Below are 25556 nucleotides of genomic sequence, written 5' to 3' on the forward strand. Positions count from 1 at the left end.
CCATGAGTGTGATCATTGCCTTGGCAGCCCTCACGCTGCTGATGGTTGCCGCCTACCGTGGCTACAGCGTCATTCTCTTCGCCCCGATCGCCGCCCTCGGCGCCGTCCTGCTCACCGACCCATCCGCCGTTGCCCCTGCGTTCACCGGGGTGTTCATGGAAAAAATGGTCGGTTTCATCAAGTTGTATTTCCCTGTGTTCCTGCTTGGCGCCGTGTTTGGCAAGCTGATCGAGCTGTCGGGTTTCTCCCGTTCCATCGTCGCGGCGGCGATTCGCCTGCTGGGCACGCGCCAGGCCATGCTGGTGATCGTGCTGGTCTGCGCGCTGCTGACCTACGGCGGTGTGTCGCTGTTCGTCGTGGTGTTCGCGGTCTACCCGTTCGCCGCCGAGATGTTCCGCCAGAGTAATATTCCCAAGCGGTTGATCCCGGCCACCATCGCCCTCGGTGCGTTTTCGTTCACCATGGACGCCCTGCCCGGCACGCCGCAGATCCAGAACATCATCCCCAGCACGTTCTTCAACACCACCGCGTGGGCCGCGCCTTGGCTGGGTGTGATCGGCACGATCTTTGTCTTCAGCTTCGGCATGCTGTTTTTGCAGCGCCAGCGCAACAAGGCCCAGCGCGTGGGCGAAGGCTACGGCACCGAGCTGCGCAATGAGCCGGAGACCGCCGAAGACATCAAGCTGCCCAACCCGTGGCTCGCCGTTTCGCCGCTGCTGGCGGTGGGGATCATGAACCTGCTGTTCACCCAGTGGATCCCGCAGTGGTACGGCAAATCCCATAGCCTGGCACTGCCGGGCATGGCGACGCCGGTGACCAGCGACATCGCCAAACTCACCGCTATCTGGGCGGTCCAGGCGGCGCTGCTGGTGGGCATCGTCCTGGTGTTGCTGTTCGGCTTTCGGGCTATTCGCAGCAAGCTGGCTGAAGGCAGCAAGAGCGCGGTGGGCGGTGCATTGCTCGCGGCCATGAATACCGCGTCGGAATACGGTTTCGGCGCGGTGATCGCATCCTTGCCGGGCTTCCTGGTGTTGGCTGACTGGCTGAAGAACATCCCCAACCCACTGGTCAACGAAGCCGTGACCGTGACGCTGCTGGCGGGGATCACCGGCTCCGCGTCGGGCGGCATGAGCATCGCCTTGGCGGCCATGTCGGAAACCTTCATCAGTGCCGCCAATGCCGCCAACATTCCGCTTGAAGTGCTGCACCGGGTGGCCGCCATGGCCAGCGGCGGCATGGACACTCTGCCGCACAACGGCGCGGTGATCACCTTGCTGGCGGTGACCGGCCTGACCCACCGTGAGGCTTACAAAGATATTTTCTGTATTACGCTGATCAAGACCCTCGCGGTGTTCTTCGTGATCGGTGTGTTCTACGCCACTGGCATTGTGTGAGGTTCCCATGACAACCGCTCTTTCGGGCAAGACTGCCCTGGTCACCGGTTCTACCAGCGGCATCGGCCTGGGTATCGCCCTGAGTTTGGCCAAGGCCGGCGCCAACCTGATCCTCAACGGCTTTGGCGACGCCTCGGCAGTGATCGCCGAGGTGAAACAGTTCGGCGGCCAGGTCGGTCATCATCCGGCCGACGTCAGCGACCCGGCGCAGATTGCCGACATGCTTGCCTACGCCGAGCGTGAGTTCGGCGGCGTGGACATCCTGGTGAACAACGCCGGGATCCAGCACGTAGCCGCCGTGGAAAATTTCCCGGTGGAACGCTGGGATTCGATCATCGCCATCAACCTGTCCTCAGTGTTCCACGCCACCCGCCTGAGCCTGCCGGGCATGCGAGCCAAGGGCTGGGGACGGATCGTCAACATCGCCTCGGTGCACGGCCAGGTGGGCTCGGTGGGCAAGGCTGCCTACGTCGCCGCCAAGCATGGGGTGATCGGCCTGACCAAAGTGGTTGGCCTGGAAACCGCCTCCAGCAACGTTACATGCAACGCGATCTGCCCGGGCTGGGTGCTGACGCCGCTGGTGCAAAAGCAGATCGACGATCGCATCGCCACCGGCGTCGACCCACAACAGGCCCAGCATGACCTGCTCGCCGAGAAGCAACCGTCGCTGGAATTCGTCACCCCGCCGCAACTGGGCGAGCTGGTGCTGTTCCTGTGCAGCGAAGCCGGCAGCCAGGTGCGGGGCGCGGCGTGGAATATCGATGGCGGGTGGTTGGCGCAGTAACCCTGCTGCACCGAGCTTTTGTGGCGAGGGAGCTTGGTCCCGCTGGCCCGGTCCGACGCTTCGGGCGAAGCGGGCCCAAGACACGTCTGCTGCGCAGCCGAGCGGGAGCAAGCTCCCTCGCCACATCCAGCGCCTTGTGCTGAACTATTTGTAAGCCCCAAAAACAAGAGGCACGCCATGTCCGACATCCTTTGGCAACCCGGCCCCGAACGCATCGTCCAGTCGCGCATGAACGCCTTTTGCCAGTTCATCAAGCAACGGCACGGCCTGCAACTGAGCGACTACCCGGCCTTGCACGCCTGGAGCATCGACCAGCGCGAAGCCTTCTGGCAGGCCGTCGTCGACTGCTTCGACATTCGCTTTCACCAGCCACCCACCGAGGTGCTGGTGGAAGGCCCGCAAATGCCCAACGCCCGTTGGTTTCCGGGGGCGACGCTGAATTTCGCCGAACACTTGCTACGCCGTCGCGATAACGCCGTGGCGGTGGTTGCCCTGGATGAGAACGGCGGCGAAGAACGTTTGACCTGGGCCGAACTCGCCGCGCACGTCGCCGGCCTGCAAAAAAGCTTGCAGGCCGCTGGCGTGGTCCAAGGCGACCGGGTCGCCGCTTGCATGCCCAACACCTGGCAGACGCTGGTGGGCATGCTTGCCACCACGAGCCTGGGGGCGATCTGGTCGTGCTCATCGCCGGATTTCGGCACCCAGGGCGTCATCGACCGGTTCGGCCAGATCGAGCCAAAGGTGCTGATCACCTGCGCCGGTTATCGCTATGCCGGCAAGCTCATCGACCAACGACCGAAGGTCAACGAAATCCTTGAGCGATTGCCGTCCTTGCAGCAATTGATCGTACTGCCTTATGCCCAGCCCGATGCATGCGCCGAGGGTTTCAAGACCCAGGCTAACGTGGCGCTATGGGACGGTTTCTATCAACCCGGCGGCGAGCCGGAATTCGCCAGCGTGCCGTTCGATCATCCGCTGTACATCCTTTATTCCAGCGGCACCACAGGCGTGCCGAAGTGCATCGTTCACAGCACCGGTGGCGTGCTGCTGCAACACGTCAAGGAACACGGCTTGCACGTGGATCTCGGCCCCGAGGATCGGTTGTTCTACTACACCACGTGCGGCTGGATGATGTGGAACTGGCTGGTGTCGGCCCTGTCCGTGGGCAGCGCGGTGGTGCTCTATGACGGTTCGCCGTTCCACCCCGGCCCCGAACGCCTGCTGGCGCTGATCGACCAACAACGCATCAGCGTGTTCGGCACCAGCCCCAAATACCTGGCGGCCTTGGAAAGCCAAGGTATCAAGCCACGCCAGGCTCATGACCTGAGCAGTCTCAGGACGATCCTGTCCACCGGCTCGGCCCTGGCGCCCCACAGTTACGATTACGTGTACCGCGACTTCAAGGCCGATGTCTGCCTGGCGTCGATGTCGGGCGGCACCGACATCGTGTCGTGTTTCGTCAATGGCAATCCGCTGTCAGCCGTGCGCCGGGGCGAGATGCAGGGCAAGAGCCTGGGCATGGCGGTGCAGGTCTGGAACGAGGCCGGCGAAGCGGTGATCGGCGAAAAAGGCGAACTGGTCTGCACCCGGCATTTTCCGGCCATGCCCATCGGGCTCTGGAATGATCCCCACCAGGAAAAGCTTCGCGCCTCCTATTTCAGCCAGTTTCCGGGCGTGTGGTCCCAGGGCGATTACGCCGAAGAACTGCCTCACGGCGGTTTCCTGATCCACGGGCGTTCCGACGCGGTGCTCAACCCCGGCGGCGTGCGCATTGGCACGGCGGAGATCTATCGGCAAGTGGAAAAAGTCGACGCGGTGCTGGACAGCGTCGCCATCGGCCAGCAATGGCAAGGCGATGTGCGAGTGGTGCTGTTCGTGCGCCTGCGCGATGGCGTGACGCTGGATGAGGCCTTGGAGCAGAAGATTCGCCAGGTCATCCGAGCCAACACCACGCCACGGCATGTGCCGGCGAGAATCCTCGCGGTCAGCGACATTCCGCGAACCATCAGCGGCAAGGTGGTGGAGCTGGCTGTGCGCAACGTGGTGCATGGCGAGGCGGTGAAGAATACCGACGCACTGGCCAATCCCGAGGCGTTGGAGCAGTTTCGCGAGCGACCGGAGCTTGCGACCTGAGGCCAGGAGCGCAGCGTCCGGCCAATCAATCCATCAATCCCCACTCCCCCGCTGGTGGATCGGCCGGTGGCGTCGCGCCCGACTCGGCATGCAGCTTCAGGCGCAAACGCAAGTTGTTCGCCGAGTCGGCATTTTTCAGCGCTTGCTCCTCATCAATCGCGCCCTCGACCACCAAGTTGAACAGCGCTTGATCAAAGCTCTGCATCCCCAGCTCCTCTGACTTCTCCATGATGCCCTTGAGTTCGCCAAACTCGTTGCGGCGAATCAGGTCGGCCACCGTCGGCGAACCCAGCATGACCTCCACCGCCGCCCGGCGCTGACCAGTGCGTGTGCGGACCAGGCGCTGGGAGACGAACGCCTTGAGGTTGTTGCCCAGGTCGTTCAATAGCTGCGGCCGGCGTTCTTCCGGGAAAAAATTGATCACGCGGTCCAGGGCCTGGTTGGCGTTGTGGGCATGCAGGGTGGAAATCACCAGATGGCCGGTGTCGGCAAAGGCCAAGGCATGCTCCATGGTTTCCCGGTCGCGAATTTCGCCGATCAGGACAACATCCGGCGCCTGGCGCAGGGTGTTCTTGAGCGCGGCATGGAAGCTGCGGGTGTCGACCCCGACCTCCCGCTGGTTGATGATCGATTTTTTATGCCGATGGATATATTCCACCGGGTCCTCGATGGTGATGATGTGGCCGCTGCTGTTGCGGTTGCGGTAATCGATCAACGCCGCCAGGGACGTCGACTTGCCTGACCCGGTCGCGCCGACGAACAGCATCAACCCCTGCTTCTGCATGATCGTTTCCAGCAGCACTTTCGGCAGTTTCAAGTCTTCGAAACGTGGGATATCCAACTTGACGTTGCGTATCACCATGGACACGTCATTGCGTTGCTTGAAGATGTTGACCCGGAACCGCCCGACACCGGCCAGGGAAATCGCCAAGTTCATTTCCAGTTCCCGATCGAACTCAAGGCGTTGTTCGGCGTCCATCAATGACTCGGCAAGCCCGGCGATGTCGCCGACCTTGAACGCCTGGTTGCTCAGCGGCTTGAGCACGCCTTCAAAACGCGCACAGGGCGGTGCACCGGTGGACATGTAGAGGTCGGAGCCGTCCTGGCTGGCCAGGATTCGTAATAAAGGATCAATTTCCATGGTCAAAAATACTTCCACTAACATCAATGGACACGCTGACCCGAGCCGGAAAAACCTCAGATCAACCCGCGCTTACCTTCTCCAGAGGATAGTAGAAGCCGCAGCATCGACATGACATCCAGGAATTCCCGTGATGAACGCAATACCCGCCAGCAGCGACATACAGCAGGTGATCGCCCGCCTGGACTGGACTTCCAGCCCGCTGGGCGCCATCGAAACCTGGCCGCAGAGCCTGCGCACCGCCGTGGACATCATGCTCCACTCGCCCATGCCGATGGCCGTGCTGTGGGGCCCGCAGCTGACCCATCTGTACAACGACGCCTACGCCCGGCTGGTCGGCGACAAACATCCCCGGGCATTTGGCCAGCCCACCCATACGGCCTGGCCCGAACTTCGGGAAATGGCCGAAGGGATTTATCACAGCGTGTTACAAGGCCGCATGCGCACCTGCCGCGACCAGCAGTGGCGCATGCCTTTCAGCGGGCGACTCTGTGATGTCTGGCTGGACTTGACCTACAGCCCGGTGCATGACGAGAGCGGCAGCGTAGCGGGAATCCTGATCACCGCCATCGAGACCAGCGAACGGCGGCGCCTGGCCCAGGAATTCGAGCGGCGCTCCGAGGCCAGCCTCAAGGCCCAGCAGGAAAGCGAAGAACGCCTGCAACTGGCGCTGGCGGCCACCGATGCGCTGGGCACCTGGGATTGGGACATCCGCGAAGACCGCTTCATCGCCGATGCGCATTTCGCCCTGCTCCATGGCGTCGATCCGCATCTGTCGCGCCAATTACCCATCAACGCCTACCTCGAAGGCGTGCATCCCGAAGACCGGGCGATGGTCGCGCGCAGCATCAAGCATTGCATCACCCATGGCACCGAATACGCCGAGGAATACCGCCTGCTGCAGCCTGACGGGGAGCTGCGCTGGGTGTTCGTGCGCGGGCGTTGCTACAAGGATCGTCATGGTCGACCCAAGCGTTTTCTCGGCGCGGCGCTGGACTTGACCGAACGCAAACGCACCGAACACGCCTTGCGCCAGAGCCAGACCGAGCTGCAATTGATCATCAACGCCATGCCGGTGCTGATCAGCTACGTCGATCGCGAAGAACGCTTCCGGCTCAATAACAGCGCCTACCTGAACTGGTATGGACTGACCCCGCAGGAGCTGTACGGCAAGACCATTCGCGAAGTCATCGGCGAAGAAGCCTACGCGGCCCGCGCTGAACAGATCGCCGGCGCCCTGGCTGGCAAGCCGTGCAGCTTCACCGTTGAATCGGCCCACCGTGACGGCCGGCCGCGCCACGCCTTGATCAATTACCTGCCCCGCCGTGGCGGCGACGGAGCGGTGAACGGCTTCTACATCTTTGTAATCGACGAGACCGACCGCAAGAAAACCGAGGAAGCCCTGCGCAACCTCAACGAAACGCTGGAAGAACGGGTGATTGCCCGCACCCAGCAATTGGCCGAAGCCAACCATCGCCTGCAAAGCGAAATGTTCGAACGCGAGCGCGCCGAGGAAGCGCTGCGCCATGCGCAGAAAATGGAAGCGGTGGGCCAGCTCACGGGCGGCATCGCCCATGACTTCAACAACATGCTCACGGGGATTCTCGGCAGCCTGGACCTGATGCAGCGCTACATCGCCTCCGGCCGTGCTGCCGAGATAGGCCGCTTTACCGAAGCGGCCATTTCCTCGGCCAACCGCGCCGCCGCCCTGACCCATCGCCTGCTGGCCTTCTCCCGGCGCCAGTCGCTGGACCGCAAGCCATTGGATGCCAACGCCCTGGTGCATTCACTCGAAGACTTGTTGAGCCGGACCACAGGCGATCACATCGTCTTGCGGCTGCAAATGGCCGGTGAGCTGTGGCCGGTCAGCACCGATGCCAGCCAACTGGAAAATGCCCTGCTCAACCTGGTGATCAACGCCCGGGACGCGATGCCTGACGGCGGCGAATTGACCATCGAAACCGCCAACGTCTACCTCGACGGCCACGACATCAACACACTGGAGCCGGTAAAAGCTGGCGATTACGTGATGATCGCCGTGCGCGATAACGGCACCGGCATGACGCCCGCGGTGCTGGCAAAGGCCTTCGATCCGTTCTTTACCACCAAGCCCATCGGCCAGGGCACCGGCCTGGGATTGTCGATGATCTACGGATTTGCCCAGCAATCCGGTGGCCACCTGAGCCTGGACAGCGTGCCAGGCCAAGGCACGCGCGTGCAGCTGTACCTGCCGCGGCTGCACGTTGCGCCGGCCGAGCAGGCTGCCGAACCGGCGACCACCGACGCACCGCCAGCCAACGCCGGCGAAACCGTGCTGCTGGTGGAAGACGAACCGGCGGTGCGCATGTTGGTGCTCGATCTGCTGCACGCCTTGGGCTATACCGCCCTCGAAGCCGAAGAGGCGAAACAGGCCATTGCGTTGCTGGAGTCCAGGCAGCGCATCGATCTGCTGGTGACCGACGTCGGCCTGCCGGGCATGAATGGCCGGCAGTTGGCGGAAATCGCCCGCCAGCACAGGCCCGACTTGAAAGTATTGTTCATGACCGGTTACGCACAGAAAGCCACCGAGCGCCAAGGGTTCCTGGATCAAGGCATGGACATGGTCGCGAAGCCGTTCACCCTGGATCTGCTGGCCACCAAAATTCGGGCGATGATCAACCATGGCAAGTGACTTGAGGCATAATCGCCGCCCTTTTGCACCGCTCAGGTCACCGCTGCAATGAAAGCCCAAGCCCGCCATATCCTGGTGAAAACCGCCGAAGAAGCCGAACAGCTCAAGCAACGCATCGCCAAGGGCGAGGCGTTCGACGTCCTGGCCAAGAAATACTCCACCTGCCCCTCCGGCAAGCGCGGCGGTGACCTGGGTGAAGTACGGCCGGGGCAGATGGTCGGCGCCATCGACGCGGTGATTTTCAAGAAGCCGCTGCGAGTGGTGCACGGGCCGATCAAGAGCAAGTTCGGCTATCACCTGGTGCAGGTTTTTTACCGGGATTGAAGCGATCCCGGGCTGCGAGCCGACCCCTCGCCACAAATGCATGATCTCTAGGGATGTCGCTACCTGGCAATCAACGCCCCCGGCGCCTGGATCACCCGGCTCGCCAACAGGTGCCCGGCCTCGGCCGCCTCCGCCGGGTTGCCACCCAGCAAGCGGCTGGCCAGGTAGGCGGCGCTGAACGAGTCACCCGCCGCCGTCGTGTCCACCACCCGTTCGACCCGCTGGGCAGGCACTTCGTAAGACCGACCGTCACAACGGATCAGACAGGCCTCGGCGCCGCGCTTGAGCACTACTTCCGGCGTGCCCAGTTGCGCATACGCGGCAAACACCGCCTCGCTGTCGGCGTGACCGTACAACGCCTGTTCGTCATCCACCGTCAACAGCGCCAGCTCGACGTAGGGCAACACGCTGCGATAAGCCACGCGGGCGGCCTCGACCGAGGGCCAAAGCCTGGCCCGGTAATTATTGTCGAACACCACTTGGGCGCCGCGCCGGCGCGCCTCGATCAGGGTCTCGATGAGTTTGCGCCGCCCCTGCTCGCCGATGACCGCCAGGGTAATGCCACTGAAATAAAGCACGTCATAGCCAGGCAACGCCGCCAGGATCGGCGCGGCGGCCGGCGTGGTGAAGCACTCGCGCACCGCCGCCTCGTTGCGCCAGTACAGGAAACGCCGCTCACCGGCCGCATCGGTCTGGATGCAATACAGGCCCGGCAGACGCCCCTGCAAGCGCTGGACCATGCCCAGGCCAATACCTTCAACCGCCCAGCCTTGACACATGGCGTCGCTGAAACTGTCATCGCCCAGGGCGGTGACGTAATCCACCGAACCTTTGTCGCCCAAGGCCCGGGCCAGGTACACCGCGGCGTTCAGCGTGTCACCGCCGAAGCTCTGCTGCAGGCTGCCGTCGGCGCGTTCTTGCAGTTCGATCATGCATTCGCCGATCAGCGCGATGCGAGGTTTTGAAGCTGTCATGGATAAGTCCTGGCATTTCGAGGAGGTCTGGGCACGACTCGGTCTGAACGTTAGAAACAGGTTTCCATGCTTTCGACTACCCGCAATCCCTCATCCACCAGGCACGCCACCCGCCATTTGTCGAACGTCAGGCACGGATGGGAGGTGCCGAACGCAATGACGTCGCCTACCCGCAACTCGATGCCCGACGCCACCGTCATGAACGCATGCTGGTCCATCACCGCCGTCACCTTGCAGCCGCTGATGTCGTCCCCAGCCACCGAATCCGAACCGGGCGCGTAGCGCTTGAGCGGCACCGGCAACCCGGCGTCGTAGGCGACGTCGCGCTTGCCCAGGGCAATCACCGCGAAGCCCGGCTCCGGCAACGATTGCACGTGGGCCCAGACTTCCAGGGCCGGGCGCAGGCCTTCGTGCAAGTCGTTGCGCCGCTCCAGTACGCAGCACTGCGCCTCTTTGTAGATGCCATGATCATGGGCCACGTAACTGCCGGGACGCAGCACGCTGAGGAAACGTCCGTGGGCATTGCGCGCTTCGAACGACTCGGCGATCAGGTCATACCAGGCCGAACCCGAGGCGGTAACGATGGGTTTGTCGATGGCAAACGCGCCGCTGTCCTGCAACTGCATCGCCAGTCCCACCAGGGACGCGGCGAACGCACGGATGCCGCTGACGGCGTGGTCGCCGTGGATCACCCCTTCGTAGCCTTCGATACCGGTCAATGCCAGCGCCGGTTGCGCGCCGATGGCCTTTGCCAGGGCCAGCACCTCGGCCTCGGTCCGGCACCCACAACGACCACCGACCACGCCGTATTCGATCATCACATTCAAGCGCGCACCGCGAGAGGCGAAATAAGCCCCGAGCTCGGCGACGTTGTCTGGATGATCAACCAGGCAATGGAATTCGAACGTCGGGTCGCCCAGCAGATCGGCGATCAGCGCCATGTTCGGCCTGCCCACCAACTGGTTGGCCATCAGCACACGGCGCACGCCATGGGTGTAGGCGGCGCGGGTCTGCACCGCCGTGGCGAGGGTCAGGCCCCAGGCGCCGGCCTCGATCTGGCGGCGAAACAGTGCCGGGGTCATGCTGGTCTTGCCATGGGGGGCCAGCTCGGCACCGCTGTCACTGACGAATGTCTGCATCCAGCGAATGTTGTGTTCCAACGCGTCGCGGTGCAGCACCAGTGCCGGCAGGCTGACGTCCCGCAGCAAATGGGTACCCGGCGCGGCAGCGCCCTTCTCGACGCCAGCGTTATGAATCGCAGAAGACATGGTTGAACTCCTCACACAGCCTCGGCTGTCTATTCGTTGATGCGACGGGCCAGGTTGTTGGCGCTTTCGATCAGCACCCGGCGGTAGTCGGCGTAATTGTCCTTGGCGTCGGCCCTCGGGGCGACGATGCACAGGGTCGCAATCGCCACGCCATTGGGGTCTTTGACCGGGGCGGCGAAGCAATGGGTGAAGGTGTCGGCAACGCTGTCGAAGGAGAAAAATCCATCCATGCCGGCCTGGCGGATTTCCTTGAGGAACTGCTCAAGGGGCAGGCGCTCGCCGTCCGGCAGGATGAAGTCGTCCGGGTCGATCAGGTCGACGATCTGCTGGTCGCTCAAATGCGCCAGCAGCAGGCGCCCGGACGCGGTCCAGGGGATCGGCGCGTTCTCGCCGATGTCCGACGAAATGCGAAAATGCCGCTCGCCCTCCTTCATCAGCGCGACGGTGTATTTGCGCCCGTTGAGCAGGCACATCTGCGCCGTTTCCCGGGTCTGGCGGACGATTTCCTGCAAGGCGTGATCGGCCTCGCGGCTCAAATCGAAATGCCGCAGGTGCGCCTGCCCGAGAAAATACAACTGGCGGCCCAGATAGACGTGACCGTCCTTGCCCACCGGCTCGAGGATGCGCCGCTCCAGCAGCGACGCCACCAGCTCATAGACCGTGGACTTGGGGCTGCCGATGCCGCTGGCAATATCGTTCGGGCGCAGCGGCTGGCCGATTTCCTTGAGGAAATCGAGAATATCGAACGCCCGATCCAATCCTCGGGCCCGGCGTTTGATGGTGTCTTCGGTCATGTCTTTGGTTCCTGAAGTTTCACTCATAGTCGCATGTATCTTTATTGTGGCGAGGGAGCTTGCTCCCGCTCGGCTGCGCAGCAGTCGCAAAAAGATGGGCCTGCTGCGCAGGCCAGCGGGAGCAAGCTCCCTCGCCACAAAAGCGAATTCGCCAGAATATCGGGTTCATCCTTTTTTCTTGTACGCCACACAATCGATCTCGACCTTGCAATCGACCATCATGCTCGCCTGCACACAAGCCCGGGCCGGGGCGTGTTCCGGGCTGAAGTACTCGCCGAAGACCTTGTTGAAACTCCAGAAGTCCCGCGGGTCATCCAGCCAGACGCCACAGCGCACCACATCCTCCAGGCCGTAGCCGGCCTCTTCGAGAATGGCCACCAGGTTCTTCATGGTCTGGTGCGTCTGCTCGACGATCCCCCCGGCAACGATCTCGCCATTGACCGCCGGCACCTGGCCGGACACATGCAGCCAACCATCGGCCTCCACGGCGCGGGCGAAGGGCCGTGGCTGGCCGCCGCCCGCGGTGCTGCCGGTGCCGTAGCGCGTAATGCTCATGGTTATCTCCTTGTTGAATTGAATTTAAAAACGGGTGTTCTTGAGGAATTCCGCCAAGCGTGGCGATTGCGGGCGTTCGAACAAGTCCTTCGGCGGTCCCTGTTCTTCGATGCGGCCCTGGTTCATGAAGACGATCTTGTCGGACACCTCGAAGGCAAAGCGCATTTCGTGAGTCACCAGCAGCATGGTCATGCCGTCTTCGGCCAGCCCCTTGATCACGTTCAGCACTTCGCCGACCAGCTCCGGGTCAAGGGCCGAAGTCACTTCGTCGAACAGCATCAGGCTCGGGTTCATCGCAATGGCCCGGGCAATCGCCACGCGCTGCTGCTGGCCGCCGGACAACTGACCGGGAAAATGATCGCGCCGTTCCAGCAAGCCGACCCGCTGGAGCCATTTTTCAGCCAGGGCCACCGCTTCGTCCTTGGGCAGTTTTTTCACCTTGAGCAGTCCCAGCGTGACGTTCTGCAGCGCGGTCAAATGGGGAAACAGGTTGAATTGCTGGAAGGCCATGCCGGTCATCGCCCGGTGTCGGGCGATGACTTTTTCGGGATGGCGGACACGCTTGCCGTCCACCTCGTCATAACCGATGGACTCGCCGTCGAGCACGATCTGGCCGCCCTGGAATTCTTCCAGCATGTTCACGCAGCGCAACAGCGTGGTCTTGCCCGAGCCGCTGGAACCGATGAGCGTGACCACGTTGCCGCGCTGCATGCTCAGGTCCACGCCCTTGAGCACTTCCAGCGGGCCGTATTGTTTGCGCAGGCCGCGAATGTCCAGCAGCGGTTGGGCGTTGGAGAGGGATACGTCAGTCATGGCAAGGCCACCCGTTTTTCAATGTGCCGCCCGAGCAATTCGATGGCGTAGTTGATGATGAAAAAGAGAAACCCGGCGAACAGGTAGAACTCCAGGGTCATGAAGGTCCGGGCGATGATCTGCTGGGTGCTGAGCAGCAATTCCGCAACGCCGATCACCGACAGCAAGGTCGAGGCCTTGACGATCTCGGTGGAGGAGTTGACCCAGGTCGGCAGGATCTGCCGCAACGCCTGGGGCAACAGCACATAGCCTAGCGCCTGGTAGAACGTCAGGCCGATGGCCTGGCTCGCTTCCATCTGCCCACGGGGCAAGGCCTGCAAGGCACCGCGCACGATCTCGGCCACGTGGGAGCCGCAGAACAGCGTCAGGCCCAGCACGCCGGCCTGGAACGCGCCGATCTGCCAGCCCAGCGCCGGCGCCATGTAGAAGCAGGCCAGCACCAGCACAAACACTGGCGTGCCGCGAATCAGGTCGACGTAGAAACGAAACGGCGCGCGCGTCCAGGCCCGCCCGTAGGTCAGCGCCAGCCCGGCGGCGACACCGATCAAGGTGCCCAACACAATCGCCAGCAGCGAACACTGCACGCTGGTGAGGAAACCGGCCAGCAAGGTGTCCCGGGCGACCCACAACTCATGCAACCAACTGGGGGATTCGTACATGGAACACTCCTAACGGCGGATCGCCAGGCGCTGCTCGAAATACCGCAGCAGCATGGCAATGAGGTAACAGGCCGCGACATACAGGGCCGTGGTCACGAGCCAGGTTTCGATCACCCGGTAGCTCTCCACGTTGATTTTGCGGGCGTAATAGGTCAGCTCCGGCACGGCAATCGCCGCCGCCAGGGACGTGTCCTTGAACAGTGAGATGAAATTGTTGGACAAAGCCGGCAGCACATTGCGCAACATCACCGGCACGGTGACGTAGGCCTTCACCTGCCACTCACCCAGGCCGATCGCCAATCCCGCCTCACGCTGTCCCTTGTGAATGCTCACCAGCCCACCGCGGAACACTTCGGTCAGGTAGGCCCCGGCGTATAACGAAAGCGTGATGACAAACGACGGCAGCTTGTCCAAGCGAATGCCCAGGCTCGGCAAGGCGAAATAGATCAGCAGGATCAACACCAGGATCGGCGTATTGCGGATCACCGTGACGTACACCGAGGCCAGCACTCGCAGCAGGCGGTGCTTGCTCAGCAGCGCGAACGCCAGCAGCAGGCCGATCACGCAACCGATGGCAATCGACACCAGCGCCAGGGAAAGGCCCAGGCCCAGCCCCGCCAGCAAGGTATCGAAATCGCGCCAGACGGCGGCAAAGTTCAACTGATAATTCATGGTCGGCAATACCTTAGTCGGAGCGCCTTGATGTGGCGCTCCGGGCTCACAGGGTCATTTGTATTCAACCGGAAAACCAATGGCAGGCGACGGCAGCTCGACGCCGAACCACTGCTTGAACGACGCCGCATAGGTGGGGAACTCCACGCCAGTCATGGCCTCGTGCAGGGCGGTGTTGACGAAGTTCAACCAGTCCTGGTCGCCGCGCTTGACTGCACAGGCATAGGTTTGCGGGCTCCAGGCATAGGCCGGGCTGCGGTAGCGTCCAGGGTTCTGCACCATCAGGTATTTGACCGAAGACTGGTCGGTGGCGGCGGCATCGGCGCGGTCGGAGTTCACCGCCTGATACATCAAGTCGACACTGTCGTATTGATCGACCTTGGCCTTGGGCAGCGCCTGGTGCACCAGTTCTTCGGCATAGACGTTCTGCAACACCGCCACGGTGACGTCATCGCCCGCCGCCTTGAGGTCTTCGATCTCCTTGTACTTGCTGTTTGCCGACAATAGCAGGCCCACCCCTTCGCGGTAGTAAGGGAGGGTGAACGCCACTTGCTGGGCGCGACTGGCGGTGACGGTGATGAACTGGCAACTCATGTCGACCTTGTCGGTCAGCAAGTTGGGAATCCGCGCGTCGGACGACTGCACCACGAACTCGACTTTCTCCGGATCATTGAACAGGCCCTTGGCGACCATCCGCGCAATGTCGATATCGAACCCCTGCAACTTGCCATCCGCTCCCTGGAAGTGCCACGGCGCGTTGGTGCTGCCGGTGCCCACGATCAATTTCCCGCGTTGCAGCACGCTGTCGAGCTTGCTGTCGGCCGCCTGGGCGACACCCATGGCAGCCGTCGTGGCTGCGAAGAAAAAAACACACGCTTTGAACAAGGAAGGTCGGCGTTGCATGGCAAGCACTCCAAGGTGAGTTTATTCCGCTATACCGGAATGTGGTATGTAACAACGGAATAGACAGCAGAAAGTGTGCCACAGCCTTTCGGCGCGGTGGAGAGAAAAATGGAACCTCAAGGAAATCAGGCAGATAGAAAAACAGCCGATGCCGTGCGAAATCATCGCGCGTCTACGGTTGCTACCGTTGGCTACGGCTGCCGAGTAGCAAGGCCCCAGCGCGAAGCACATCAAGTGCGCAAAACACCCCACCGCACCGAAATGGCTCCGCCAACCTGTCAACTTTGACAGTAGCGACACCCGGTCATGTTGATTATGGTTTTGGGCACGTCTCGAAACAGGGAAAGCCGCCATGAGCTCGCTCATTACCCACGTCAGCACTCAGAAGGACTACCGCAAGGCGCTCAAGACCTGGCGCCCGGTGGTCTTCTATTTCGGCCATCCGCAGTGCTACGCCTGTGGGATGGCCGACCCGCTGTTCTGCAAGGTCGCCGAGACGTTCGAGAGTCGGGCCGTGATCTACAAACTGAGCACCGATCAATCGCCCCGGCACCCGGAAGTCACCGGCACGCCCACTGTCTTGTTCTATAAAGACGGAAAACTACAGCGCAAGCTCAAGGGCATCGGCGACCCGGCCTCGTTCATCCAGACCTTTACCGAGCTGGTCGGCCGGACCAAACCCAGGCGCTTGCCGACGCCGCGCCGTCACGATGTGCGCTGGTTGCGCCAGCAGATCCGAACCTTGTGCACCGCCCGTCGGGCGCCGGCGCTTTTGCGGTGGCGGGCGACGCCTCGGTAACGCCGGGCCTGCGAAGCCCCTTCGCTACGTTTTTGCAAAGTTAGCCCGACAGATACAGCAGATTCTTCTTTGCCGAGCCCAACAACGGCACAACCCGCCAGGACCGCTTTGTTAGTTTATGGGCATGCAATCACGACCTGCTGCCGGCAGTGTCATCAACGCTCTACGGGAGCCCGAAGGATGACCAAACCCTCTTATATTCCGCACAACACCGGACAGTTCTACATCAATGGTCGTTGGCAGTTGCCGGCCCAAGCGACGACGCTGGCTGTGATCAATCCGGCTACCGGGGAGGTAGTCGCCGAGGTTGCCCAAGGATCGTCCGACGACGTTGACCGTGCCGTCGCGGCAGCCCGGGCGGCGATGCCGGGCTGGGCCGCGACGCCAGTGGCCGATCGCGCGAAAATCCTCGGCAAGCTCCATGAGCTGATCCTCGAACATCAGGAATCCCTGGCCCAGGTATTGTCCCTGGAAATGGGCGCGGCGATCGGTTTTGCCCGATCCATGCAAGTGCCGCTGGCGGCCGAACACGTCCGGGTGGCGCACGATGTGCTGTCCACCTATGAATTCCAAAAGATCGAGAACGGCACCGCCATCGTGCGTGAACCCATCGGGGTGTGCGGTCTGATCACGCCTTGGAACTGGCCGCTCTACCAGATCACCGCCAAGGTTGCCCCGGCGATTGCCGCCGGTTGCACCGTGGTGCTCAAGCCCAGCGAACTGTCCCCCTTGAGCGCCCTGTTGTTCGCCCAATTGGTGCATGACGCCGGTCTGCCGGCGGGCGTGTTCAATCTCGTCAACGGCGGCGGTGCCGAAGTCGGCGCGGCCATGGCGGCGCACCCCGAGATCGACATGATCTCCATCACCGGCTCCAACCGCGCGGGCGCCTTGGTCGCGCAAGCCGCGGCCCCAACGGTGAAACGCGTCACCCAAGAGCTGGGCGGCAAGTCGCCGAACGTATTCTTGCCCGACGCCGATTTCGCCAAGGCCGTGCCGCCAGGCGTGATGTCGGCGTTGCGCAATGTCGGCCAGTCTTGCAGCGCACCGACGCGGATGATCGTGCCGAGGAACCGCCTGGCGGAAGTCGAGGCACTGGCGGCCGCCACGGCCAATGCGATTGTTGTCGGCGACCCACAGTCGGAAGACACCGTGCTGGGCCCGATCGCCAACGAGGCCCAGTACAAGCGCGTGCAGGCGATGATCGAAGCGGGCATCGCGGAAGGCGCCAAGTTGATTTGCGGCGGACCAGGCCGTGTGGACGGTTTTGCCAAAGGCTTCTACACCCGGCCAACGGTGTTCTCGCAAGTCGACAACGGCATGCGCATCGCCCAGGAAGAAATCTTCGGCCCGGTGCTGTGCATTATCCCGTATGACACCCTGGACCAAGCCGTCGCCATCGCCAACGACACCGTTTACGGGCTCGGTGCGCACATCCAGGGCCAGGACCTGGATCAAGCACGCGCCGTGGCCGCGCGCATCCGCGCCGGACAAGTGCTGCTGAACTACCCGGCCTGGAACCCCATGGCCCCGTTCGGCGGATACAAGCGCTCTGGCAATGGGCGCGAATATGGGGTCCATGGGTTCGAGGAGTATCTGGAGATCAAGGCGATTGTCGGGTTTGGCTGATTACTCGGATATCGCTGACACCAAATGACACCGAATTGGCCAGCGCTATCCTTGGATTGCCGCAGTGGAGCCCGGAGAATGGCCGGCCTCGTTTGGCAGGACACATCAATGCGGCAAATCAGCGTCAACGGAAAGCCACTTAGGGGCCTGCATCGCCGCCTTCGCTCAATCGAGCGCTGGGCGTCGGGTTTCGAAGGCAATTTCTATCCACGGCAGGACGGTTACCGATACTCGAACTGGAAAATCCCGGTCCACGAGCTGCTGGTCGAAGGCGATCAAGCCCGGATCGAAGTCCAGGCGTTCTGCGTCCAGCAGTTGCTTGAGGCAGCGACCCACCTATCCCGGGCGGCGGACCGCTCCGAAGGTTATTACCGCGTCGCCTGCCTTCTGACATGGCCATGGCTCTATGAAAGCGAAGTCACCATTTTTTATGACAAAGACTACTACCTGGGTTTCCTCAGCGACGCGAACGCGCTAGCGCCCCAAAGGATCAGCGATAAGTTGGCGCTGCACGTTCCACCGCATTTCACTGAGCACGGGCGAAACGTAGTCCACCCTGAAAACAACGTTACAGTCCAATGGTGGTGCATAGGCGAACCGGCCTGAGCGCCTCGCAGGCCCTACTCCTCCGACCGCCCGCTACCCTCGCGATCGCCCTGATACCGCCGCGCCAACGCAAATGCCGGCAACCAGGACTCACGGCGCACGGTCCAGCATTCGTAGGTGGGCGTCAGTTGATCAGGGGCGTCGAGCGCGCCGAGGTGCACTTCGATTTCGTCGCCGCTGCGAGCGAAGAGTGACGAGCCGCAGTGGGGGCAGAAAAAACGCCCGGCGTAGTCCCGGGTTTCGCCCGTGATGGTCACCGCGTCCTGGGGGAACACGGCCGCCGCGAAAAACACTGCGCCATGGTGCTTGCGGCAATCCAGGCAGTGGCAAAGGCCAACCCGGTGAGGGCGGCCGGAGGCTTCAAGACGAACGTTGCCGCACAGACAACCGCCGGTGAATCGGTCCATCGCTGCTCTCCTCTGCATTCAAGAAAGATTTCATGACGTGTGCCGATCAAGGATAGGCGCGTGTTGCGCCATCAGCTCCACCACCCAGTCAATGAACACCCGCAGCTTGGCGCTGATATGCCGGTTCGGCGGGTAAGCCACGTAGAGCGGCATCGGGTCCAGGCGCCAGCCTGTGAACAGCGGCACCAGCGTGCCCTGCGCCTCGTGGAGTCGTGACATGTAGCTGGGCAGCCAGAGTATTCCCAACCCCGCCAGGCCTGCGGCGAGGTAAGCGTTGCCATCGTCGACCGCCACGACGTAGCGCCCTTTGATGTGCAGGCGCTCGTCGTGGTTGTGCATGGCGTAAGGCAGCGCTTTACCGGTGCGTGCCCAGAGGAAACCGACGATGCGGTGCTCGGATTCCTCCAGTTCCCGGGGATGAACGGGCGTGCCCACGCGCGCCAGGTAACTCGGCGCGGCGAAGACGCCGAGGGCCAGGTCGCCGACGCGCCGGCCAATCAGCGACTGGTCCTTCAGTTCGCCGCCACGCACCACGCAATCGACGTTTTCGTCAATGATGTCGACGATGCGATCGCTCACGCCCATGTCGATCTGGATGTCCGGGTAGCGGGCATGAAAAGCTGGCAGCGCCGGCACCAGGATCATCGCGGCCAGCGGGCTCGGCACATCAACCCGCAAACGCCCTCGAGGCAGCGCCTGGGCGCCCGACAGGCTGGTCTCGGCATCGTCCATGTCCGCCAGCAGGCGAATCGCCCGCTCGTAGAAGACTGCACCGTCAGCGGTGACATTGACCTTGCGCGTCGTGCGGTTGAGCAGCTTGACCCGCAAGCGTGCCTCGAGCTGCTGCACCAACTGGGTCACAGTGGTCTTGCTCATGTGCAGGGTTTGCGCCGCCTTGGTAAAACTGCCCGCCTCCACCACTCGAACAAACGCTTGCATCGCATCGAAACGATCCATCTTTCCCGCCGCCTCCGTCAGATTGTTTGGGATTCACGAACAGTGAGCGCCAAGGTTGCTCGTTTATCGCCCCGGTACAAGCCCCTAGAGTGACTGCAACGATGAATTCGCGTCGTTCCACATGATTTCCGGAGGTTCCCATGACACCGCGTGACGTAGTTTTCCCACCCGGACGCCAGGCGCTATACGAACGCAACCGCTATTCGCCGGCGATTCGTTCCAATGGTTTCCTGTTCGTCTCCGGGCAAGTCGGCAGCACTGAGGATGGCTCACCCGAGCCCGTGCTGGAAGACCAGGTCCGCCGCGCCTTCAACAATCTCAAGGCGATACTCGCCGCCGCTGACTGCAGCTTTGACGATGTGGTCGATGTCACGGTCTTCATGGTCGACCCGCAGTCGATTTTCGAGCGAGTCTGGAGTGTCGTGCCCGAATTCTGGGGCAACGCGCCGCACCCGACGCTGACGGCGGTGGGCGTGACGTGGCTGTACGGTTTTCAGTTCGAGATCAAGGTGATCGCCAAATTGCCTGAAGTCGACAGGTAACGCGTTGACCTGAGGGCGACAAAGCAATGCCATCGCGAGCAGGTCCGCGATGGCGAAGCGTCAACCTTTCACCGCTGCCTCGATCGCCGCGATGTCGATCTTGGTCATCGTCATCATGGCTTCGAAGGCACGCTTGGCGGCGGCCTTGTCGGCGCTGGTGACCGCATCCACCAGCACCCGAGGGCTGATCTGCCACGACACGCCCCATTTGTCCTTGCACCAGCCGCAGGCGCTGGCCTGGCCGCCGTTGTCGATGATCGCATTCCACAAGCGGTCCGTTTCGGCCTGGTCATCGGTGGCGACCTGGAACGAAAAAGCCTCGTTGTGCTTGAACATCGCCCCGCCGTTGAGCCCGATACAAGGGATGCCGATCACCGTGAAATCCACGGTGATCACATCGCCCTGCTGACCGGCAGGGTAATCGCCCGGCGCATGATGGATGGTGTTCACTGCGCTGTCGGGAAACGTCCTTGCGTAGAACTCCGCCGCTTCCTGCGCAGTGCCGTCGTACCAGAGACAGATCCTGTTTTTATTGTTCATTGCGCTTCTCCGAAAGGGACTGGACGGTAAAGTCTAGCAGCCCCCGCGAAGGTGAATGACCAGGCCTCAGGTGAACAGATCGACGCCCAGTTGGAACGCGACCCACAGCGCCAGGCCAGTGGCAAAGACCAGGGCGATGTTTTCGAACAGGTTGTTGCGGTATTCCTTGCTCAGCAACGACTTCTGGTTGGACATGATCAACAGGCCCAGGGAAATCACCGGCAAGCCAACGATGTTCAGCGCATTGACACCGATGGTCAGGGTCACGAAGTCCGGCATGCCCGGCAACGACCAGATCAGCGGTGTCACGAGGATGAACAGCATGAACCATTTGTGCATCGGGTCGCGATGGAACTCCTTGCCATAACGCTCGCGACGCTCGGGCTTGACGTGCTGGAAGGCGTCGGTGATGAGCATCGGGAACGCCGTGGTCTTGCCGGAAATACTGGCAAACAAGGTGGCGAAGACACCGATGAAGAAGACGTACCAACCGATCGGGCCGAAGAAGATTTCCAGGGCCTTGCCCAGGTCGCCCAGGGTGTTGACCTCAATGCCGTTGGGCCGCAGGATTTCCGCGCCGACAATCCAGATTGCCAGGTTGATGACGATGCCGACGAACACCGCAAACAGCAGGTCGTTACGCTGGATGCGCTTGTGCTCCGGCCCGACCCAACCTTTCTGGCGCATGACGTAGGGGTGGACAAAGTTGGCGATGGAACCCGCCACCGCACCGATCACCGACACCGCCACCAGCAGCGCACCGTGCACGCCTTCATCGGGCGGGATGCTGAAGCCGATGGTGCCTTTGACGATACCGGCGACATCCGGTCCGGACATCACCGCCAGCGCCAGGAACGCCAGGGTCATGATCGCCAGCAGCGCCTTCATCACGCCTTCGATCATTGTGTAGATATTACGACCGACGAGCATCCACACCGCCAGCACCACCGCCACCGAACAGAGCAGCGGGTAGTCTGTCTTGAGCAGCATGGCCAAGGCCTCGCCGGCGCCCTTGATCATGTAGGCATTCATCAAATGCCCCATGAGCAGCGCATACACCAGCAGGAACCAGGCAAAGAACGGATTGAGTTGTGCGTAGCCTTGCAGGATGGTCATGCCCTGGTTATTGCAGAGCTGGAAGCGCGCGATGATGTTGACGATCAGGTATCGAAGCAGCAGGGACACCGCCAACACCCACATCATGGCGTAGCCGTAGTTCGCGCCGGCGACGGAAGATGTGATGAGGTCGCCGGCGCCCAGCCAGGACAGTACCGCGATGATACCGGGGCCAAGTAGCTTCAACAGTCGGGTGACGCGACCTTGCGCGGGGGCACTGGCCTTGCCTTCTACGGAAGGAATGCTCGACATGGATGGATCTCCGTTATTTTTTTTGTGAGAACGGCGACAGTCCATCATATTTCGTACGACATCGTACAACCATAATTAAACTGGAAGTGTGTAAAAATATTTCAAAGCCTGGGGTATGGGAAAACGCTACTACGGCAAGCCCTCACGGGACATTCCCCTGCTCGCCATGGTTGATCATCCAGCGAATCATGCTCGCCACCGGCATGCGATAGTGTTGAACCGCGTTCAAACCCGGCTGGTCATGCCGGTACCGTTCGACATAGCGGCTGAGCAACACGTGACGGCCATCCTCGGCAAGCCGCAGTTCGACTTCATGACAGTGCAGCGCACCTTGGCCGAGGTTTTTCACCCGACGATGCAGGACCAGCGCTTCGCTATTCATCCGCGGCCCCTTCTTCCTGGCATTGCGGCTCGTCTTGCACGGAGCCCAGCTTGCCCTCGGCGACGAAGTTGGCGCGCCGTTGCGCGGTCACGTCACGAAGCGCCACGTAATAATCGGGTTGGGCCTGGAGTTTGTCGGTGAGCGGCAGCGCCTCCGCTCGGCCATCGACGACACCGCCGACGGTCTTGATCGTGCCCAACGTCTCGACGGTATCGCTGTTGCTGCCGAACGGGTCCACGGCGAAGCTCACCACCTTGCCGGTCGCATCACGCAAGTTGCCAGTGCCAAACAGTGGCAGCTCGACAATCGGCCCGGGGGCGATGTTCCAGACGCCGAAGGTCTGGCCGAAATCGGCCTCGTGCCGCTCGATGCCCATCTTGCCCGAGACGTCGATCAGCCCGACGATGCCCACGGTGGTGTTGATGACAAACCGCCCCAGGGTGGTGACCGAGCGCTGCCCGTTGCCTTGCAACAGATCGTTGATAAACACCTTGGGTTCGCCGAAGTTGGCGACGAAGTTGTGCACGCCGGTCTGGAACATGTCCGGCAGTTTGCGATAACCCCGGGCGACGGGGGCCAGCGCGTAATCGTCGAGCGTGCGGTTGAAGGCGAAGATGCCGCGGTTCACCGGCTCGACGGGGTCGTGAACGGCGTAGGGAGCAGGCTGGCAACTGCCCGGTGTGGCGGCGGGTGTGCTGGTGCAACCGCTGGCGAACGCCGCCAGCGCAACGACGACGGTGGATCGAGCAAGCAGCGGCGCGGGTCTGGCAATCGGCATACAGAAATATCTCGGCGAGGAATAAGAAGTGCCTACCCGTTGAAAGCCGAACACCAAACCCGTGGCGAGGGAGCTTGCTCCCGCTGGGTCGCAAAGCGGCCCCAAAAAAACGGTAAGCGCTTCGCACTCAAGCGGGAGCAAGCTCCCTCGCCACAGGGTTCAGTGCACAGCTTCATTGGCTGACATCGACGCAATCCTGCCGCGGTTTTCTTGCCCGAAGATTTCCGCAATGTTGCGCGCCGGTCGCTTTATTTCCGGATTGAAATATATGACGCGCACCCCGCAATCACCCTAGTATTCCACCCGTATTCACTGCCCGACGTGACCACCGTGAGCCATTTACTCCTGGTGGACGATGACCTCGAAGTCCTCGCCCTCCTGCGCAAGTTTCTTGAACAACATGGCTACAGCGTTGAGGTCGCCGCCGACGGCAACGCCTTGTGGCAAGCGGTGGAGCGTCGGCAGCCAGACCTGATCATTCTTGACGTCATGCTCCCCGGCGATAACGGGTTGGTGCTTTGCCAACGGTTAAGGACTGAACACCGGGTCGGCATCATCATGCTCACCGCCATGGGCGAGTTGAGCGATCGCGTCGTCGGCCTGGAAATGGGCGCCGACGATTACCTGACCAAACCTTTCGACGCGCGGGAGCTGCTGGCCCGGGTGCGCGCCGTTCTCAGGCGCACCGGCGAAGCCAGGGGCGCCTTGGGAGATTTGAGCCGGCCGGTCCTGGAATTCGAAGGCTGGCAGCTGGACGTCACCCGGCGCGAATTGCGCTCGCCCGATAAGGTCATGATCCCGCTGTCCGCCGGTGAATTCGAGCTGCTGCTGGTGTTCGCCGAACACTCGCGCCGCGTACTGACTCGCCAGCAGTTGCTGGATATGGCTCGTGGCGAAACTTTCGATGCGTTTGACCGCAGCATCGATGTCCAGGTCAGCCGACTGCGACGCAAACTGGAGTCCGACGTTACGGGCCCATCGATGATCCGCACCGTTCGTAACAGCGGCTACCTGTTCAGTCCCCACGTGGTGAAACGATGACCAGCCAGCGCACCAAAGTGCCTCGACCACGGGACACGGTCGCGCGCTGGATCGCCCTGACCACCATGGTCGCGATGCTGACGCTGCTGGCCCTCAACGAATTGTTTTCCCTGGTGGCCGGTGCCTGGGCGCGCCCTCCCCTGATGGAAACCGGCCTGATGGAAAAGGCTGCGGCCATCACCCGCATCATCGACTCGGTCGCCCCCGGACAACGGCTCGACATTGCCAAGGCCGCCAGCGACCAAGGGCTCAGCGTGCAGTGGTTGCAGCGCCGTGAAGAGGCGCGGTTGCCCATCGTCGACGACCCGGAGTTCAGCGAGGGCTCGTCGTTTTTGCGTCGTCAACTGGGCAGGCCCGACGCCCGCATCGAGGCCTACGAGCCGGGGGACTGGCCCGCCGAGAACCCCGCCCGGCGCTACGCGCTGATCATTGAGCTGGCGGACCATACCTGGGTGGACCTTTCCGTGGCGTCACGCAGTTGGGGACTGGGGGAATGGCAGCGCAACCTGATCATTATCGCGCTGATCCTGCTCTCGACATTGGTCGTCGCCCTGATTGCCACGCGGCACCTGGCGACACCGCTGGAACGCTTCGCCGAGGGTGCCCGGCGCTTCGGCGTGGACTTCCGGGCGCCGCCCATCCCGGTCGTCGGCCCCCACGAAATACGCCAGGCGATCCTGGCCTTCAACGCCATGCAGGCCCAGCTCAAGCACTTCGTCCAGGACCGCACGCAAATGCTCGCCGCCATCTCCCACGACTTGCGGGCGCCACTGACTCGCATGCGCCTGCGCGGCGAGTTCATTGAGGACGCCGAACAGCAATCGAGGTTGTTCAGGGATGTCGACGAAATGCAGGCGATGGTCAACGCCGCGCTGGAATTCTTCCGCGACGAAGCTCGGCTCGAGCACGCCACGGCATTCGACCTGGCGGAACTGCTGCATACCGTCGTCGATGACTTCAGGGACGCAGGTATCGAGGTCTCCTTTGCGGGCGCCCAGCGGTTTGTCTATGTAGGCCGGCCCATCGGGATAAAACGTGCGCTGACCAACCTGATCGACAACGCAATCAAATACGGCACCGCGCCCAGCGTCCAGCTCAAGGCCTATACGGACTGCGTCGAGATCCGCGTCCTCGACCGCGGTCCGGGCATCGCGCCGCAATTTCACGAGCAAGTCTTCGCGCCCTTCTTTCGCCTCGAGGGTTCGCGCAACAAGCACACCGGCGGCGTTGGCCTGGGCCTGTCGGCGGCGCGGGCGACGGTGCTGGAGCATGGCGGCACGCTGACCCTCAGGAATCGGCGCGATGGTGGCCTGGAGGTCAAAGTCACGCTCCCGCTCAATTGACTCCTGGGCGAACAATGCCCTAAACATCACGCGCCTTCCCCGGTAGGATGTCCGGCCTTTTGCCTTGGACCCAGTCGCCTGG

General features: G+C 62.3%; 26 protein-coding genes. 11 read left to right on the forward strand and 15 right to left on the reverse strand.

What is annotated here, in order from left to right; all coding sequences use genetic code 11:
• The first annotated feature begins 2 nt into the window (after nt 1-2).
• The 3 genes from HU806_RS00715 to HU806_RS00725 all read left to right on the forward strand — a co-directional run bounded on the left by HU806_RS00715 (nt 3) and on the right by HU806_RS00725 (nt 4311).
• Nucleotides 3-1394, forward strand: coding sequence for a GntP family permease (locus tag HU806_RS00715; protein WP_186609110.1), 1392 nt, complete (start codon nt 3-5; stop codon nt 1392-1394).
• A 7-nt stretch (nt 1395-1401) separates the two neighbouring features.
• A complete protein-coding gene (locus HU806_RS00720) occupies nt 1402-2178 on the forward strand; it encodes a 3-hydroxybutyrate dehydrogenase (protein WP_186609118.1) in 777 nt (258 codons plus the stop codon).
• 177 nt (nt 2179-2355) lie between these two features.
• On the forward strand, nt 2356-4311 hold the full coding sequence (locus HU806_RS00725; RefSeq protein WP_186609120.1) for an acetoacetate--CoA ligase: 1956 nt from the start codon (nt 2356-2358) through the stop codon (nt 4309-4311).
• A 25-nt stretch (nt 4312-4336) separates the two neighbouring features.
• Here HU806_RS00725 and HU806_RS00730 read toward each other — a convergent pair whose 3' ends face one another.
• Nucleotides 4337-5452, reverse strand: a complete 1116-nt coding sequence (locus HU806_RS00730) for a PilT/PilU family type 4a pilus ATPase (RefSeq protein WP_186609127.1) — start codon at nt 5450-5452, stop codon at nt 4337-4339.
• Between the two features lie 133 nt (nt 5453-5585).
• Between HU806_RS00730 and HU806_RS00735 the strand changes: the two genes are divergently transcribed.
• Together HU806_RS00735 and HU806_RS00740 are read left to right on the forward strand one after the other, a co-directional pair.
• Entirely contained in the window at nt 5586-8123 is a 2538-nt protein-coding gene (locus HU806_RS00735) for a PAS domain-containing protein (RefSeq protein WP_186609135.1), read from the forward strand.
• 48 nt (nt 8124-8171) lie between these two features.
• On the forward strand, nt 8172-8447 hold the full coding sequence (locus HU806_RS00740) for a peptidylprolyl isomerase (protein WP_019690952.1): 276 nt from the start codon (nt 8172-8174) through the stop codon (nt 8445-8447).
• Between the two features lie 59 nt (nt 8448-8506).
• Here HU806_RS00740 and HU806_RS00745 read toward each other — a convergent pair whose 3' ends face one another.
• The 8 genes from HU806_RS00745 to HU806_RS00780 all read right to left on the reverse strand — a co-directional run bounded on the left by HU806_RS00745 (nt 8507) and on the right by HU806_RS00780 (nt 15085).
• Nucleotides 8507-9421 (reverse strand): sugar kinase, encoded by a 915-nt coding sequence (locus HU806_RS00745; protein WP_186609137.1) that lies wholly within the window; start codon nt 9419-9421, stop codon nt 8507-8509.
• A gap of 50 nt (nt 9422-9471) precedes the next feature.
• Nucleotides 9472-10689 carry an amino acid deaminase gene (locus HU806_RS00750; protein ID WP_186609139.1) on the reverse strand — a complete coding sequence of 406 codons (1218 nt, stop codon included), beginning with the start codon at nt 10687-10689 and terminating at the stop codon, nt 9472-9474.
• Between the two features lie 29 nt (nt 10690-10718).
• A complete protein-coding gene (locus HU806_RS00755) occupies nt 10719-11483 on the reverse strand; it encodes an IclR family transcriptional regulator (protein WP_186609141.1) in 765 nt (254 codons plus the stop codon).
• Nucleotides 11484-11648: 165 nt separating this feature from the next.
• Nucleotides 11649-12038 carry a RidA family protein gene (locus tag HU806_RS00760; RefSeq protein ID WP_186609143.1) on the reverse strand — a complete coding sequence of 130 codons (390 nt, stop codon included), beginning with the start codon at nt 12036-12038 and terminating at the stop codon, nt 11649-11651.
• Between the two features lie 24 nt (nt 12039-12062).
• Nucleotides 12063-12851: an amino acid ABC transporter ATP-binding protein gene (locus HU806_RS00765; protein ID WP_186609145.1), complete on the reverse strand. Its 789-nt coding sequence runs from the start codon at nt 12849-12851 to the stop codon at nt 12063-12065.
• Complete coding sequence (locus tag HU806_RS00770; RefSeq protein ID WP_186609147.1) at nt 12848-13510, reverse strand: amino acid ABC transporter permease; 663 nt, start codon at nt 13508-13510, stop codon at nt 12848-12850. The genes HU806_RS00765 and HU806_RS00770 overlap by 4 nt, the downstream gene beginning before the upstream one ends.
• Nucleotides 13511-13519: 9 nt before the next feature.
• Nucleotides 13520-14182, reverse strand: a complete 663-nt coding sequence (locus tag HU806_RS00775; RefSeq protein ID WP_186609149.1) for an amino acid ABC transporter permease — start codon at nt 14180-14182, stop codon at nt 13520-13522.
• A 54-nt stretch (nt 14183-14236) separates the two neighbouring features.
• On the reverse strand, nt 14237-15085 hold the full coding sequence (locus tag HU806_RS00780; RefSeq protein WP_186609151.1) for a transporter substrate-binding protein: 849 nt from the start codon (nt 15083-15085) through the stop codon (nt 14237-14239).
• Between the two features lie 352 nt (nt 15086-15437).
• Between HU806_RS00780 and HU806_RS00785 the strand changes: the two genes are divergently transcribed.
• From HU806_RS00785 to HU806_RS00795, 3 genes are all read left to right on the forward strand, one after another.
• Nucleotides 15438-15884, forward strand: coding sequence for a thioredoxin family protein (locus HU806_RS00785; RefSeq protein WP_186609153.1), 447 nt, complete (start codon nt 15438-15440; stop codon nt 15882-15884).
• 180 nt (nt 15885-16064) lie between these two features.
• Nucleotides 16065-17510, forward strand: coding sequence for an aldehyde dehydrogenase family protein (locus HU806_RS00790; RefSeq protein WP_186609155.1), 1446 nt, complete (start codon nt 16065-16067; stop codon nt 17508-17510).
• Between the two features lie 108 nt (nt 17511-17618).
• Nucleotides 17619-18116 (forward strand): DUF3916 domain-containing protein, encoded by a 498-nt coding sequence (locus tag HU806_RS00795; RefSeq protein ID WP_186609156.1) that lies wholly within the window; start codon nt 17619-17621, stop codon nt 18114-18116.
• Between the two features lie 14 nt (nt 18117-18130).
• On the opposite strand, the gene HU806_RS00800 is transcribed toward HU806_RS00795, so the two are convergent.
• On the reverse strand, nt 18131-18523 hold the full coding sequence (locus HU806_RS00800; RefSeq protein WP_186609157.1) for a GFA family protein: 393 nt from the start codon (nt 18521-18523) through the stop codon (nt 18131-18133).
• A gap of 30 nt (nt 18524-18553) precedes the next feature.
• Nucleotides 18554-19480 carry a LysR family transcriptional regulator gene (locus HU806_RS00805; protein ID WP_186609161.1) on the reverse strand — a complete coding sequence of 309 codons (927 nt, stop codon included), beginning with the start codon at nt 19478-19480 and terminating at the stop codon, nt 18554-18556.
• Between the two features lie 140 nt (nt 19481-19620).
• Between HU806_RS00805 and HU806_RS00810 the strand changes: the two genes are divergently transcribed.
• Nucleotides 19621-20022, forward strand: coding sequence for a RidA family protein (locus HU806_RS00810; RefSeq protein ID WP_186609163.1), 402 nt, complete (start codon nt 19621-19623; stop codon nt 20020-20022).
• 60 nt (nt 20023-20082) lie between these two features.
• Here the strand turns inward: HU806_RS00810 and HU806_RS00815 are convergent, their stop codons facing one another.
• The 4 genes from HU806_RS00815 to HU806_RS00830 all read right to left on the reverse strand — a co-directional run bounded on the left by HU806_RS00815 (nt 20083) and on the right by HU806_RS00830 (nt 23090).
• Nucleotides 20083-20562, reverse strand: a complete 480-nt coding sequence (locus tag HU806_RS00815) for a VOC family protein (RefSeq protein WP_186609165.1) — start codon at nt 20560-20562, stop codon at nt 20083-20085.
• Nucleotides 20563-20628: 66 nt separating this feature from the next.
• The gene (locus tag HU806_RS00820) at nt 20629-21930 is read right to left on the reverse strand and encodes an Nramp family divalent metal transporter (RefSeq protein WP_186609175.1); all 1302 of its coding nucleotides are present in this window, start codon (nt 21928-21930) and stop codon (nt 20629-20631) included.
• 142 nt (nt 21931-22072) lie between these two features.
• Complete coding sequence (locus HU806_RS00825) at nt 22073-22312, reverse strand: hypothetical protein (RefSeq protein ID WP_186609177.1); 240 nt, start codon at nt 22310-22312, stop codon at nt 22073-22075.
• Nucleotides 22305-23090, reverse strand: a complete 786-nt coding sequence (locus HU806_RS00830; protein WP_186609179.1) for an MlaA family lipoprotein — start codon at nt 23088-23090, stop codon at nt 22305-22307. Before HU806_RS00830 ends, HU806_RS00825 begins: the two co-directional genes overlap by 8 nt.
• Before the next feature lie 330 nt (nt 23091-23420).
• Between HU806_RS00830 and HU806_RS00835 the strand changes: the two genes are divergently transcribed.
• Nucleotides 23421-24131, forward strand: coding sequence for a response regulator (locus tag HU806_RS00835; protein WP_186609181.1), 711 nt, complete (start codon nt 23421-23423; stop codon nt 24129-24131).
• The gene (locus tag HU806_RS00840; RefSeq protein WP_186609182.1) at nt 24128-25474 is read left to right on the forward strand and encodes a sensor histidine kinase; all 1347 of its coding nucleotides are present in this window, start codon (nt 24128-24130) and stop codon (nt 25472-25474) included. The genes HU806_RS00835 and HU806_RS00840 overlap by 4 nt, the downstream gene beginning before the upstream one ends.
• Nucleotides 25475-25556 lie beyond the last annotated feature (82 nt).

This window comes from Pseudomonas sp. SWRI154 (genome assembly GCF_014268645.1).
In the GTDB taxonomy this organism is placed as follows: domain Bacteria; phylum Pseudomonadota; class Gammaproteobacteria; order Pseudomonadales; family Pseudomonadaceae; genus Aquipseudomonas; species Aquipseudomonas marvdashtae.